The sequence below is a fragment of the Streptomyces sp. NPDC020299 genome, from assembly GCF_044387825.1.
Classification (GTDB): Bacteria; Actinomycetota; Actinomycetes; order Streptomycetales; family Streptomycetaceae; genus Streptomyces.
Genome location: NZ_JBIRWL010000014.1, coordinates 1 through 12448 on the forward strand (window position 1 = coordinate 1; position 12448 = coordinate 12448).

At 69.2% G+C, this 12448-nt stretch carries 14 protein-coding genes; 8 read left to right on the forward strand and 6 right to left on the reverse strand.

The window, feature by feature from the left end; all coding sequences use genetic code 11:
- The 4 genes from ACH45E_RS30985 to ACH45E_RS31000 all read left to right on the forward strand — a co-directional run.
- On the forward strand, window positions 1–314 hold a 314-nt coding region (locus ACH45E_RS30985; protein ID WP_308812713.1), incomplete at its 5' end, for a DNA-directed RNA polymerase subunit alpha C-terminal domain-containing protein.
- A gap of 116 nt (window positions 315–430) precedes the next feature.
- On the forward strand, window positions 431–931 hold the full coding sequence (gene rplQ, locus ACH45E_RS30990) for a 50S ribosomal protein L17 (RefSeq protein ID WP_361447820.1): 501 nt from the start codon (window positions 431–433) through the stop codon (window positions 929–931).
- A gap of 81 nt (window positions 932–1012) precedes the next feature.
- Window positions 1013–1876, forward strand: a complete 864-nt coding sequence (gene truA / locus ACH45E_RS30995; RefSeq protein WP_361447823.1) for a tRNA pseudouridine(38-40) synthase TruA — start codon at window positions 1013–1015, stop codon at window positions 1874–1876.
- Between the two features lie 174 nt (window positions 1877–2050).
- Window positions 2051–2809, forward strand: coding sequence for a polyprenol monophosphomannose synthase (locus ACH45E_RS31000; protein ID WP_361447826.1), 759 nt, complete (start codon window positions 2051–2053; stop codon window positions 2807–2809).
- A 12-nt stretch (window positions 2810–2821) separates the two neighbouring features.
- On the opposite strand, the gene ACH45E_RS31005 is transcribed toward ACH45E_RS31000, so the two are convergent.
- Window positions 2822–3700 (reverse strand): hypothetical protein, encoded by an 879-nt coding sequence (locus tag ACH45E_RS31005; RefSeq protein WP_361447829.1) that lies wholly within the window; start codon window positions 3698–3700, stop codon window positions 2822–2824.
- A 658-nt stretch (window positions 3701–4358) separates the two neighbouring features.
- On the opposite strand from ACH45E_RS31005, the gene rplM reads away from it, so the two are divergent.
- From rplM to glmM, 3 genes are all read left to right on the forward strand, one after another.
- Window positions 4359–4802, forward strand: coding sequence for a 50S ribosomal protein L13 (rplM, locus tag ACH45E_RS31010; RefSeq protein WP_361447832.1), 444 nt, complete (start codon window positions 4359–4361; stop codon window positions 4800–4802).
- A 42-nt stretch (window positions 4803–4844) separates the two neighbouring features.
- Window positions 4845–5357 (forward strand): 30S ribosomal protein S9, encoded by a 513-nt coding sequence (rpsI, locus tag ACH45E_RS31015; RefSeq protein ID WP_361447835.1) that lies wholly within the window; start codon window positions 4845–4847, stop codon window positions 5355–5357.
- 172 nt (window positions 5358–5529) lie between these two features.
- The gene (gene glmM, locus ACH45E_RS31020; RefSeq protein ID WP_361447838.1) at window positions 5530–6888 is read left to right on the forward strand and encodes a phosphoglucosamine mutase; all 1359 of its coding nucleotides are present in this window, start codon (window positions 5530–5532) and stop codon (window positions 6886–6888) included.
- Here glmM and ACH45E_RS31025 read toward each other — a convergent pair.
- Window positions 6885–7826 (reverse strand): DUF389 domain-containing protein, encoded by a 942-nt coding sequence (locus tag ACH45E_RS31025; RefSeq protein ID WP_361447841.1) that lies wholly within the window; start codon window positions 7824–7826, stop codon window positions 6885–6887. The genes glmM and ACH45E_RS31025 overlap by 4 nt on opposite strands.
- Before the next feature lie 107 nt (window positions 7827–7933).
- Here ACH45E_RS31025 and ACH45E_RS31030 point away from each other — a divergent pair, with 107 nt between their 5' ends.
- A complete protein-coding gene (locus ACH45E_RS31030; protein WP_361447844.1) occupies window positions 7934–8857 on the forward strand; it encodes an NAD(P)-dependent oxidoreductase in 924 nt (307 codons plus the stop codon).
- 23 nt (window positions 8858–8880) lie between these two features.
- Here ACH45E_RS31030 and ACH45E_RS31035 read toward each other — a convergent pair whose 3' ends face one another.
- Genes ACH45E_RS31035 through ACH45E_RS31050 form a run of 4 tightly spaced genes read right to left on the reverse strand, consistent with a single transcriptional unit; the run spans window position 8881 to window position 12448 of the window.
- A complete protein-coding gene (locus ACH45E_RS31035; protein WP_361447847.1) occupies window positions 8881–9978 on the reverse strand; it encodes an FAD-dependent oxidoreductase in 1098 nt (365 codons plus the stop codon).
- Window positions 9979–10000: 22 nt separating this feature from the next.
- Window positions 10001–10849: a Rossmann-like domain-containing protein gene (locus ACH45E_RS31040; protein ID WP_361447850.1), complete on the reverse strand. Its 849-nt coding sequence runs from the start codon at window positions 10847–10849 to the stop codon at window positions 10001–10003.
- A complete protein-coding gene (locus ACH45E_RS31045; protein ID WP_361447853.1) occupies window positions 10836–12011 on the reverse strand; it encodes an aminotransferase class I/II-fold pyridoxal phosphate-dependent enzyme in 1176 nt (391 codons plus the stop codon). Before ACH45E_RS31045 ends, ACH45E_RS31040 begins: the two co-directional genes overlap by 14 nt.
- Window positions 12008–12448, reverse strand: coding sequence for a hypothetical protein (locus ACH45E_RS31050; protein ID WP_361447855.1), 441 nt, complete (start codon window positions 12446–12448; stop codon window positions 12008–12010). Before ACH45E_RS31050 ends, ACH45E_RS31045 begins: the two co-directional genes overlap by 4 nt.

Sequence of the window (12448 nt, forward strand, 5' to 3'; positions counted from 1 at the left end):
CCCCCACGGACGCCGCCCTGGCCGCCGACCTCGCGCTGCCGATCGAGGAGCTGGAGCTCACGGTCCGCTCGTACAACTGCCTCAAGCGTGAGGGCATCCACTCCGTGGGTGAACTCGTCGCCCGCTCCGAGGCCGACCTGCTGGACATCCGCAACTTCGGTGCGAAGTCCATCGACGAGGTCAAGGCTAAGCTGGCCGGCATGGGTCTGGCCCTCAAGGACAGCCCGCCCGGATTCGATCCCACGGCCGCTGCCGACGCCTTCGGCGCCGACGACGACGCGGACGCGGGTTTCGTGGAGACCGAGCAGTACTGATCGGTTCCACCTCCGGGGGTCTCGCGTAGACCCCCGGATCTCCGACAGGCGACCGCCTGCTCGGATACTGACCCCGGTACCTGATACGGCCGGGGCAGACACACAGGAGAAGAACTATGCCGAAGCCCACCAAGGGTGCCCGTCTGGGCGGCAGCGCCGCGCACGAGAAGCTGCTCCTCGCGAACCTCGCGAAGGCGCTCTTCGAGCACGGCCGTATCACCACCACCGAGGCGAAGGCCCGCCGCCTGCGCCCGTACGCCGAGCGTCTGGTCACCAAGGCGAAGAAGGGCGACCTTCACAACCGCCGTCAGGTGCTCCAGGTCATCACGGACAAGAGCGTCGTCCACACGCTCTTCACCGAGATCGGCCCGCGCTACGAGAACCGTCCGGGTGGCTACACCCGCATCACCAAGATCGGTAACCGCCGTGGCGACAACGCGCCCATGGCTGTCATCGAGCTGGTCGAGGCACTGACGGTGGCGCAGCAGGCGACCGGCGAGGCCGAGGCCGCCACCAAGCGTGCGGTCAAGGAAGCCGACGAGGCCAAGGTCGAGGAGACCAAGGTCGAGGACGCCGCTCCGGCCGACGAGGCTCCTGAGGAGTCCAAGGACGCCTGAGGCTCTGCCTCGCAGTAGTAGTAGAACGGGCCCACCCCCCAGGGGGCGGGCCCGTTCCGCGTTTCCTGAGAGGATCCAGGAGTGAGTGACGAAGTACAGCCCGGTTGCGTCCGTGTCCGCCTCGATCTGTCCTACGACGGCTCGGAGTTCTCCGGCTGGGCCAAGCAGGCCGGAGGCCGGCGGACCGTGCAGGGGGAGATCGAGGACGCCCTGCGCACGGTCACGCGGTCCAGGGAGACGTACGAGCTGACCGTGGCCGGGCGGACGGACGCCGGTGTGCATGCCCGGGGGCAGGTCGCCCACGTCGATCTGCCGGAGGCGGTCTGGCGTGAGCACCACGAGAAGCTGCTCAAGCGGCTCGCCGGCCGCCTGCCCAGGGACGTACGGGTGTGGGCCCTGAGGGAGGCGCCCAGCGGCTTCAACGCACGCTTCTCCGCGGTCTGGCGGCGTTACGCCTACCGCGTCACCGACAACCCCGGCGGCGTCGACCCGCTGCTGCGGGGCCACGTCCTCTGGCACGACTGGCCGCTGGACGTCGACGCCATGAACGAGGCCGCCCGGCACCTCCTCGGTGAGCACGACTTCGCCGCGTACTGCAAGAAGCGCGAGGGCGCGACCACGATCCGTACGCTCCAGGAGCTGTGGCTGGAAAAGGGTGCCGACGGGATCATCACCGCGACCGTCCGGGCGGACGCCTTCTGCCACAACATGGTGCGCTCGCTCATCGGGGCGCTGCTGTTCGTGGGGGACGGGCACCGCCCGCCGGACTGGCCGGGGAAGGTGCTCGCGGCCGGGGTGCGGGACTCGGCGGTGCATGTCGTGCGGCCGCACGGGCTGACCTTGGAGGAGGTCGGCTATCCCGCGGACGAGCTGCTGGCCGCGCGGAGCAGGGAGGCGCGGAACAAGCGGTCGCTGCCTGGCACGGCAGGCTGCGCAACCTGTTAGTCACCCGGCGCCGCCCTCGAACAGGGTGTCGGCCGAGGATGCGTCGTGCGGCCCCGATATCGTCCTGCACTGACCGATTGGGGACGGCCGAGGGGTACTCGACGCGGACCGCAGGACCGCGACGGGCCGGCGGTTCCGGGCGCTGGGCACACCGGCGCCGCGAGGGGAGAAGGCATGACGGGGCAGGGCAACGGCACACCGATCACCGTGGTGATGCCGACGTACAACGAGGCGGCGAACGTGCCGCGGATGGCCGAGGCGGTGCTCGGGCTGCCGCTGGACGGGCTGCAGCTGAAGATCGTCGACGACTCCAGCCCGGACGGCACCGGGCGGATCGCGGAGGAACTGGCGGAGAAGTACAACGCGGACGGGTCCGGCCGGCGCCGGATGAGCGTGCTGCACCGCACCGAGAAGGACGGGCTCGGGCGGGCCTACACCGCGGGCATGACCGCCGCGCTGGAGGAGGGTGCCGAGTACGTCGTCCAGATGGACGCCGACGGCAGCCACCCGGTGGAGGCCGTGCCGCGCATGCTGGAGGCGGCCGTGAACTCCGGGGCGGGCCTGGTCGTCGGCAGCCGGTACGTCGAGGGCGGCTCGCTGGACGAGGACTGGGGCGCGCACCGCGTCCTGCTCTCCCGCTTCGCCAACCGCTACGCGCGCACCATCCTCGGCAGCCCCATCCACGACATCACCGCCGGCTTCAACCTGTGGTCGGCCGGCACCCTGCGTGACGTGGATCTCGCCTCGCTGGACAGCGCGGGCTACAGCTTCCAGGTGGAGCTGAAGTACAAGGCCGTACGGGCGGGCCACCGCGCCGTCGAGATCCCGATCCGCTTCGAGGAGCGCACGGAGGGGGTCTCGAAGATGACCCTGCGTACGCAGCTGGAGTCGGCGGTGGTGCCGATCAGGCTGCGCCTGAAGCGGCGGCCCTAGTCCGCTGACCGGCTACTGGTTCGCCGCCGCGGAGGCCTGTGCCTCACCCCGGCGGCGGATCTGCCGGAAGGTGAACTCGGCCAGGTCGTCACCGGTGCGGAAGACCTTGGTGTCCTTCGTGGTCACGTTCTTGCCGTTGGTGAAACCTGCGATCGTGAAGTAGGCGTAGCGGCCCAGGGTATTGGTCGTCGAGCGGCAGACCGCGGCGTCGCAGAAGGTCTTGATCCCCTTGCCCGACAGCGACTTCACGATGCTCTTCTTGTCGGCCTCGCCCTTGGCCTTGACGGCCTTGGCCTCGGTGTCGAAGACGGCAACGCCGACGGTCACCGCGACACCGTCCTTGGTGTAGCTCACCCGCAGCAGGCGGGTGCAGCCGTTGGCCGTGAGCACCTTGGGGAGGGTGTTGCCGGCGGCCGAGGCGCAGTTCGTGGTGTCGGCCGTGGCGCCCTTCTTGTACACGGTCTCGCCCATGGTCAGCTGGGTGCCCGGGAAGAGCGTCTCCGCGCTGAGCGGAGCCTTGTCCTTCTTCGCGCTGGCTATGAAGTCCTTCGGGTCCAGCGGTGGCGGCGCGCTGGTGGGATCGAAGGACGGCGCCTGCGCGGAGTCGCTGGGGAGCGAGGCGCTTGCGGGCAGGTTGGAGGGCTGGCCCGAGGCGTTGTTGTCCTTGTTCGCCGATACGACGCTCATCGCGACGGCGGTGCCTATCGCCACCGTGGCGACGACGCCGCCGCCGATGTACAGCACCTTGCGCCGCTTGTTCCGCGCTTCCGAGGCGTCGGCGAGCGCGGCCCAGTCCGGGCCCTGGCCGTCACCGCCGTCGTTCCAAGGCTGCTGCGAGTTCGGTTTCCAGGGATCCCACTGGGACTGGGGTCCCCCCTGCCCATAGCTCATGGGGCGCATCTTAGACGGGGGGCGGGGGGTGCTGGTGCGCGTCTACTAGGTGCGATAGGGCACCTTTCGGTGCAACCCCACCCACGCCAGGCCCGGCCAATCGGGAAGTCGCCCCGCCCTGGGGCTCCGCCCCAGACCCCGCCAGGGGCCTGCGCCCCTGGACCCCGGGGTTTCCCACCCACCCACCCATGACGGCCAACTGGGAGGTTGCCGCCCCCTGGGGCTCCGCCCCAGACCCCGGCGGGGACTGCGTCCCCTGCGCTCCCAGGGGGCTCGTCCCCCACCCCGTAGGCCTCTTCAGCCCCGGTCGGCATTACCCAGCCCGTCCGGCGTTTGAGGACGAGGCCCGTTCAGGGCCGATGCGGGGGTCTGGGGGCGGCAGCCCCCAGGGGTGCGGGCGCCTACACTGGGCGTAAGAACCGGCGGAGCCCAGCGGCAGCGAGCCCGTTTTGACCGGGGCGTGGCGCCGCGGGTATCCTGCCTGTTCGTTGTGTATTGGCTTGCTCATTCTCACGGGACGGGCCCTTACACCGGTCCACCGGGCCGATGACCAGCGACCCCACGTACGCGGTATGCGTCGCCGCCGTGCGGTCCAGGCTGTCGTGATCGTTTCGGTGACCTGTTCAGGACCATTCACTCGAAGCGAAGGCTACGAACCGTGCGTACGTACAGCCCCAAGCCCGGCGATGTGACGCGCCAGTGGCACGTCATCGACGCTCAGGACGTTGTCCTGGGTCGTCTCGCCACCACCGCCGCGTCCCTTCTGCGGGGCAAGCACAAGCCGATCTACGCGCCCCACGTCGACACCGGTGACTTCGTCATCATCATCAACGCCGACAAGGTGCACCTGTCCGGCAACAAGCGGACGCAGAAGATGGCGTACCGCCACTCCGGCTACCCGGGTGGTCTGCGTTCCGTCCGTTACGACGAGCTGCTCGACAAGAACCCTGAGAAGGCAGTCGAGAAGGCCGTCAAGGGCATGCTCCCCAAGAACTCCCTGGGCCGTCAGATGCTCTCGAAGCTGAAGGTCTACAAGGGTGACCAGCACCCGCACGCTGCCCAGCAGCCGGTGCCGTTCGAGATCACCCAGGTCGCGCAGTAAGTCCGGCCACCCCCTAAGACCGAAGAGAATCTGAGGAGAATCGTGGCCGAGACCACTGCCGAGCAGCCGCTCGAAGAGCTTGACATCGACAGCTACACCAGCGAGTCCGAGGTTCCGGTGGAGGGTGAGTACACCTCCGAGTCCCTCGCCTCCCGCTTCGGTGAGCCCCAGCCCGCCGCCGGCCTGGGCCGCCGCAAGAACGCCATCGCCCGCGTCCGGATCGTTCCGGGCACCGGCAAGTGGAAGATCAACGGTCGCACCCTCGAGGACTACTTCCCGAACAAGGTGCACCAGCAGGAAGTCAACGAGCCCTTCAAGGTGCTCGAGCTCGAGGGCCGCTACGACGTCATCGCCCGCATCGCCGGTGGCGGTGTCTCCGGCCAGGCCGGTGCGCTCCGTCTCGGTGTCGCCCGCGCGCTGAACGAGGCCGACGTCGACAACAACCGCGGCCCGCTGAAGAAGGCCGGCTTCCTCAAGCGCGACGACCGTGCGGTCGAGCGCAAGAAGGCCGGTCTGAAGAAGGCCCGCAAGGCCCCGCAGTACAGCAAGCGCTAATCTCAGCTGCCTGCTCGTACTCCGAACGCCCCGGCGGCACGCCACTGTGCCGTCGGGGCGTTCGTTTATCGGAGCGCAACGGCGTATAACGACACAAGCCGCTCAATGGCTAGTGTGATGGGATGTTCAGGCGGCGACCGCCATCGCAACTGACGCTTCCTCAGGAGGACAAGTGGGACGACTCTTCGGTACGGACGGCGTGCGCGGTGTCGCCAACGCGGACCTGACGGCCGAGATGGCGCTCGGCCTCTCCGTCGCCGCGGCGCACGTGCTGGCCGAGGCGGGCACCTTCGAGGGTCACAGGCCCAAGGCAGTGGTCGGTCGGGACCCGCGCGCGTCGGGGGAGTTCCTGGAGGCCGCCGTGGTCGCGGGCCTCGCGAGCGCGGGCGTGGACGTCCTGCGTGTCGGCGTGCTGCCGACGCCCGCGGTGGCGTACCTGACCGGCGCGCTCGGCGCCGACCTCGGTGTCATGCTCTCCGCCAGCCACAACGCCATGCCCGACAACGGCATCAAGTTCTTCGCCCGCGGCGGCCACAAGCTCGCCGACGAGCTGGAGGACCGGATCGAGTCCGTCTACGAGTCCCACCGGCACGGCGAGCCCTGGGAGCGGCCCACCGGCGCGGGCGTCGGGCGTGTGCGCTCGTACGACGAGGGTTTCGAGCAGTACGTCGGTCATCTGCTCGGCGTGCTTCCGAACCGGCTCGACGGGCTGAAGATCGTCCTCGACGAGGCGCACGGCGCGGCCGCCGGTGTCTCGCCCGAGGCCTTCTCGCGGGCCGGTGCCGAGGTCGTCACGATCGGCGCCGAGCCGGACGGCCTCAACATCAACGACGGCTGCGGCTCCACCCACCTCGACAAGCTGAAGGCCGCCGTGATCGAGCACGGCGCCGGCCTCGGCATCGCCCACGACGGCGACGCCGACCGCTGCCTCGCCGTGGACCACACCGGCGAAGAGGTCGACGGCGACCAGATCCTGGCCGTGCTCGCGCTGGCGATGCGGGAGCGTTCCGCACTGCGCTCCGACACCGTCGTCGCGACCGTGATGTCGAATCTGGGCTTCAAGCTGGCCATGGAGCGCGAGGGCATCCACCTCGTGCAGACCGCCGTCGGCGACCGGTACGTCCTGGAGGAGATGAAGCAGCACGACTTCGCCCTCGGCGGCGAGCAGTCCGGCCACGTCATCATCCTCGACCACGCCACCACCGGCGACGGCACGCTGACCGGCCTGCTGCTCGCCGCCCGCATCGCCCAGACCGGCCGTACCCTCCGGGATCTCGCCTCGGTCATGGAGCGGCTGCCGCAGGTGCTGATCAACGTCCGCGACGTCGACAAGTCCCGGGTGAGGACCTCCGCCGACCTCGCCGCCGCGGTGACCGAGGCCGAGCGTGAGCTGGGCTCGACCGGCCGGGTGCTGCTGCGGCCGTCCGGCACCGAGCCGCTGGTGCGCGTGATGGTGGAGGCCGCCGACCTCGACCAGGCCCGCTCGGTCGCCGGCCGCCTCGCCGACGCGGTGAAATCGGCGCTCGGCTAGCCGGGTTTCGGGGCGCGCTCGCGCTGCCTGGCCCAGAACCACTTCTGGGCCAGCAGGGTGAGCGTGCCCGCCAGGACGATGCCCAGCAGGTTCAGCAGGAGCTGCACGGTCGAGCCCCAGGCCTGGTGGTACTCGCTGAAGGCGAAGGCCACGGCCGCGTTCGCGGCGGCCGGGACGGTGGTCACCGAGATCGCCACGCCCACCAGGGCCCCCGACTTCGCCGAGGTCAGCGACAGGGTGCCGGCGGCTCCGGCGAGGACGGCCACGACGAACGAGAAGGCGTCCGGCCGGTAGATGAAGTTGGTGTTGGGCCGCTCGGCCTCCAGCTGCACCTTGGTGAACAGGCCGACGCCGTCCATGAAGTACGTGAAGCCGACGGTCACCAGCATCGCGAAGGCGAAGCCCGCCAGCAGCGCGGTCAGTGAGCGCACCGCCAGGCGCGGGGCGCGCCGTACGAGGGCCGTGCAGATCCCCGCGAGCGGGCCGAACTCCGGGCCCACCGCCATCGCGCCCACGATCAGGATCGCGTTGTCGAGCACCACGCCACAGGCCGCGATCATCGTGGCCAGGGTTATGAAGGCGACGTAGGTCACCGACAGCGTCGACTCCTCGTGCGTCGCCTCGGTCAGGTGCTCCCACAGCACCGCGTCCGCGCCCTCGCCGGGCGCCTCCGCCTCGGCCTTGTCGGCCCGCCTGGACAGCGACAGGTCGATGTTCTCCAGGGCGATGGAGCCGGTGCTGTCGATGCCGAGCCGCTGCAGCCCGGTCAGCAGTTCGTCGCCCGCCTCCCGGGCCACGTCGCACATCACGATGTCCCCGGCCGGATTGCGGGCGGCGCCCGGGACGACGGCGAGATGCGTGGTGCCGACCGTCCTCTCGATCAGGCGCACCACGTCGTCCGTCTTCCCGGCCGGTGTGATCAGACGCAGATGCAGCATGCCCGCAGGGTAGCGGGCCGGTTCTGGGCTTCCGCGGTCTGGGCATGGTATTTGGTGGCATGCTTGCCTGATGCCCTGTCAGTAGTGAAGTGAAGTAGGGAGACTGGATGAAAATTGTCTATGTGGATGAACCTAGTTATCTCCCGGAATTCGCGGTGACCGCTTTACAGGAGCTGGGGGATTTCAAGGTCTACCGCGACCGTCCGACGGGCAAGGAGATCGTCGAGCGGCTGGAGGGCGCCGCCGTGGCGATCGTCGAATGGTCGCATCTACCGCGTGAAGTGCTCGCCGCGTGCCCGTCGCTGAAACATGTGGTGCTGGTGACGACGGGGTACAGCCGGGTCGACGTCGACGCCGCGGCCGAACTGGGCATCGGCGTCAGCAACACGCCCGGTTACTCCCGCCAGTCCGTGGCCGAGCATGTCATGGGACTGTTCCTGGTCTGCGCCAAACGGCTCGTGGACGCCGCGGCCATCGGGCGCGGACCTGGCTCGACCTACCTCGATCACGCCGTCGGCAGGGAGCTGTACGGCGCGACCCTGGGTGTGGTCGGCGTGGGCAGCATCGGCAGCTGGGTGGCCAGGCTGGGACAGGGTTTCGGGATGACGGTGCTGGGCTTCAACCGTTCTCCGGTGGAACTGGAAGGGGTCGAGCAGGTCCCCTTGGAGGAGCTGGCCCGGCGGAGCGACTTCATCGCGCTGTGCCTGCCGGACGGTCCGCAGACCAGCGGTCTGATCTCGGCCGACGCGGTCCGCTCCATGCCGCGAGGCGCCATCCTGGTCAACATCGCAGGCAACGGCTGCCTTGATCAGGCCGCGGTCGCGGAGGCGTTGACCACCGGCGCACTGGGCGGAGTCGGTCTGGACGAACTCCCGGAGGACGAGGCGCTACGGCAGGCTCCCCACCTCGTCGTCACTCCTGGAACGGCCTGGTACACGCAGAACGCGCTCGACCGCAACATCGAGATGGTGGTCGACACCGTGCGCAGCTGTGTCGCCGGGCGGCAACGTTTTCTCGTGAATCGGCCCTGACCGGCTGGGAAGACCCAGCGGTTTTACGCGACCGCTGGGTCTCGAAACGCGGAAAGCCCCGACCAGTCACCGGATTCCACGGCGTCGGCCAAAAGCCCTGCGAGGGTGGGCGCGCAGACAATTCCGTTTCTGAAGAGCCCGTTGAACACCACGGCGTTGGCGGCGTGCGGAAGAGGATGTACCACGGGCAGGCCGGTGACGGAGCGGGGGCGGAGGCCCACGGCCACCCCGGTGAATCTCAGTTCGGGCGGAACACCGAGGTGAGCGCAGACTCTGCCCAGGATCGACGCCAGCCCGGCGATCGTGGCGGTGGGCGCCCTCTCGCCCCACTCACGGGTCGCCCCGATGAGGACGCTGTCGTCATCGCGCTGGATCAGGTCCAGGTCCGCCACGTACACCATGTGCCGCAGCCACGGGCCGGGCATCTCGGCAAGGATCACCTGCCCGCGCATGGCCTCGATCCGGGGCACCGGTCCGTCGCCCGTGTCGAAGGCCGTGGCTCCGGTCGCCAGGACGACGAGGTCCGCACCGAGGGCCTGCCCGGTGGCCAGCATGACGCCGCGGCACACGCCGGCCCTGATGACCAGGGACCGCACCGGCGTTTCCAGCATCACCGTGCCACCGGAACGGGAGAGGGCGGACACCAGGGCCGACGTGAGGCTCGCTCCGTCCGCATGCAGCACCCCTGGATAGGCAATGCCGCCCGCACCCCCCAGAAGCCGGGGCTCGCACGCGGTCATCTCCTCGGGGCCGAGCGCGTGCCCGAGGAAACCGAGGGCCGTGTACGCGGCCGACTCCGCGGAGAGGCGGGCGAGTTCCTCCTGGTCCACGGCCACGTCCAGCAGCGTGCGCTCGGTGAGGCTCAACCGGTCACCTGACGCCTCCGTGATCTCCGCGGCGTACGCCGGATAGGAGCGCCACGCGCTGAAGGAGACGTCGACCATCTCCGGCGGATAGCTGCCAGGACACAAGGGGTAGACCAGTCCCAGCGTCGCCCTGGTGCAGCCGGCGCCGGGCGCGCCCGCACTCTCGCACACCGTCACGCTCCACCCGCGTTTCGCCAGTTCCCAGGCCGCGCTCAGGCCGGCGATACCGCCGCCCACGACTACGGCAGCTTTCACGTGCGCCTCCGGCATCGAGTGATCAGCGGTCGCCCCCGTCACCGGAGCGGTAGATGTCGAAGGTCGTGTCGCCACTGAGCATGTAGTAGGGAAAACGCTCCGCGACCACCGCCCCCGAACAGTGATCGAGCAGGAGGGGGCATATCCGGCCGCCGGTCTGCGCGAAGAAGACGAGGGGCACCTCACCGGCGTCGGCTGCCGTGACGACCTCGCCCACGGTCTCGGTGGTCGTCGTCATCCCGGTCACGACCGCCGCATCCGCCTGTGCGAGGAGCCGGGGGGTCTCCGTTCCGTGGTGCACCCTGACTCCGTGGATGTCCGCGCCGACGACCTGGGGATCGAGGTCCGAAGCCAGCACGGAGTGGCCCCGTTCGGTCAGTACCTCGACCATCGCGGCGGTCACTCCGACGAGCAGGACACGCGCCGGACGACGGGGTGAGAGGACGCGATCCACCTCCGCCGCGACCAACTCGGCCCTGACCCTTCCCTTGCGGTGGGTCGTGCCACGCGCGGTGACCGAATGACTGGGCTCCATGCGGAGGGCGCCCGCGGCGGCGTCCAGGGCCGCTATGTCCACGCACACATGGCCCGAACGCAGGGTGCGGGCGTCCGCGCCGATCGCCCGGCCGTCCAGATGCCTGTCGTGGTGCGGGCAGAAGGCGGACCCCCAGCCCATCGCGGTCTCGACCAGGATGAACTTGTCCACGTAGTCGGAGTCCTCGCCGGCCGGGGCACGCGTGATCACGCCACGGGTCTCCGCCGTGACGGTGAAGGACTCCGTTGGCATGGCCGCGCTGAACTCGGCCACCCGCTCCCGCACCCGCCGCAGCGGGGACGCCGGGCCTTGCCCGCTCCGCTCAGGTCGAGGCATCCGTCGCACCGGCCAAGGTCATGCGCAGCAGCTCGGGCACGCGCTGGAAGTGAGCCGGCTCCCGCGCCAGGGCGATGCGCAGCCGGCGGGCGCCGTGGGCCGGATCGTCCCAGTGGAACGGGGCTCCGGGCAGCACGGCCAGTCCGAGCGAAGCCCACCGCTCACACATGGCGGACGCGTCGTGGTCGTGCAGCGTCAGCCAGGCCACGCTCAGACTGCCTTCGCCCACGCTCACGATGTCCGCCAGCCCGGCGAGGCCCCGCGTGAGGGTCGCACGGTTGCCGTCCGCGATCCGCGCGGCTGTGAGACGGCGCTGAGCCGCGCCTCCGTGCCGGGCCAGGTCGGCCGACATGACGTGCGTCAGTGCGAGGAGCGTGAAGGGGGACACATTGAGCAGCAGCTCGTTGCTCAGTGCGGTCAGCCGGGGAACGAGATCGTCGCTGGCGCAGGTGAAGCCCACCTTCAGCTCCGACAGCGGATACACCTTCCCGGTGTCCTCGATGAACACGAAGCGGAGCCCCGGCACCCGGTGGGCCCGCGCATGCTGGTCCCAGGTGTGCAGGGAGGCGTAGAGACGGAAGCTGAAATCGCACATGAGGAGACGCCCGTCCCGGCCGCACTCGGTCATGAGCCGGGTGAGTTCCTCGTCGGTGGGGCAGTAGCCGCTGGGGTTGTTCGGTGTGACCACGAACAGCGCGTCGCACTGCCGCAGCAGTGCCTGGCGTTCTGGGCCGTGGCCCCAGAGGAGCTGTTCCCGCACCGGTACGAGGGTGAGGCCTGCCCGCCGGAACAGGAGCGGTATGTTGTCGAACGTCGGAGTCACCAGACCCACTCGTTCGACCCCCAGTTCCTTGAGCATCTTCGCGACTATTTCGATCGAAACCGAGCTCGAGTAATGAAACTGAACGGGGACGGCTCCCATGGACTGGCCGGACAACGCACTCATCGTCTCCAGGAAAACGCGCTCCGACGTGCTCTGGTCAAGCGATTCCAAATGCTGTGCCATCTCCGCGATACGGGCGAACTCCGCGGGGAAACGTGCGGCGAGATCGAAATGTGCATGACCATCTGCGACGTTTATCGGTTTCCTTAATCCGAGCCATTCCCAATCGGTGAGGGTCCAGTCCTTCTGCGGTGTCGCCCGGTCTATGTCGTCACTCAATTTATCCTCTCAATGGCTTTGATGAGCGCTCGTTTGCCGCGTGTGCGTGTGGCGCAGATGACTCCGACGAACATGGCCAGCAGAATGACGGCGGGTCCTCCCGTGAACACCCAGGAAAGCTCGTGGACTTTGGTGGAGAGGACTCCGGCGAGACCGAGCATGGTCACGATCGCCGCGGAGAAGGAGCCCAGCTGGATCCAGGGGAACGAGCGGTTGTGCGACCGCATCCGCTGTATCAGGGCGACACGCTCCAGAGAGCCCACGACGGTGCGCTGGTCGAGATCGAACGAAGCGTCGTCGAGGCTCTGGGCTTTGTCGTACCAGGACTGGAGGGCGAACATCTGGAAGACGATGATGATGCTGGCCGCTCCGTAGAGGGAGCCGATGAGCTGTAGCGCGTCTCCTTGGGGTACGGGCCCCGACCCGGATCCGTACAT

What these genes read in the sequence shown, in the direction of transcription:
- ACH45E_RS31050 (WP_361447855.1), bottom strand. Translation starts at nt 12,448, where the DNA reads ATGTACGGATCCGGGTCGGGGCCCGTACCCCAAGGAGACGCGCTACAG.
- ACH45E_RS31025 (WP_361447841.1), bottom strand. Translation starts at nt 7,826, where the DNA reads ATGCTGCATCTGCGTCTGATCACACCGGCCGGGAAGACGGACGACGTG.
- ACH45E_RS31030 (WP_361447844.1), top strand. Translation starts at nt 7,934, where the DNA reads ATGAAAATTGTCTATGTGGATGAACCTAGTTATCTCCCGGAATTCGCG.
- rplQ (WP_361447820.1), top strand. Translation starts at nt 431, where the DNA reads ATGCCGAAGCCCACCAAGGGTGCCCGTCTGGGCGGCAGCGCCGCGCAC.
- ACH45E_RS31040 (WP_361447850.1), bottom strand. Translation starts at nt 10,849, where the DNA reads ATGCCTCGACCTGAGCGGAGCGGGCAAGGCCCGGCGTCCCCGCTGCGG.
- ACH45E_RS31000 (WP_361447826.1), top strand. Translation starts at nt 2,051, where the DNA reads ATGACGGGGCAGGGCAACGGCACACCGATCACCGTGGTGATGCCGACG.
- ACH45E_RS31005 (WP_361447829.1), bottom strand. Translation starts at nt 3,700, where the DNA reads ATGAGCTATGGGCAGGGGGGACCCCAGTCCCAGTGGGATCCCTGGAAA.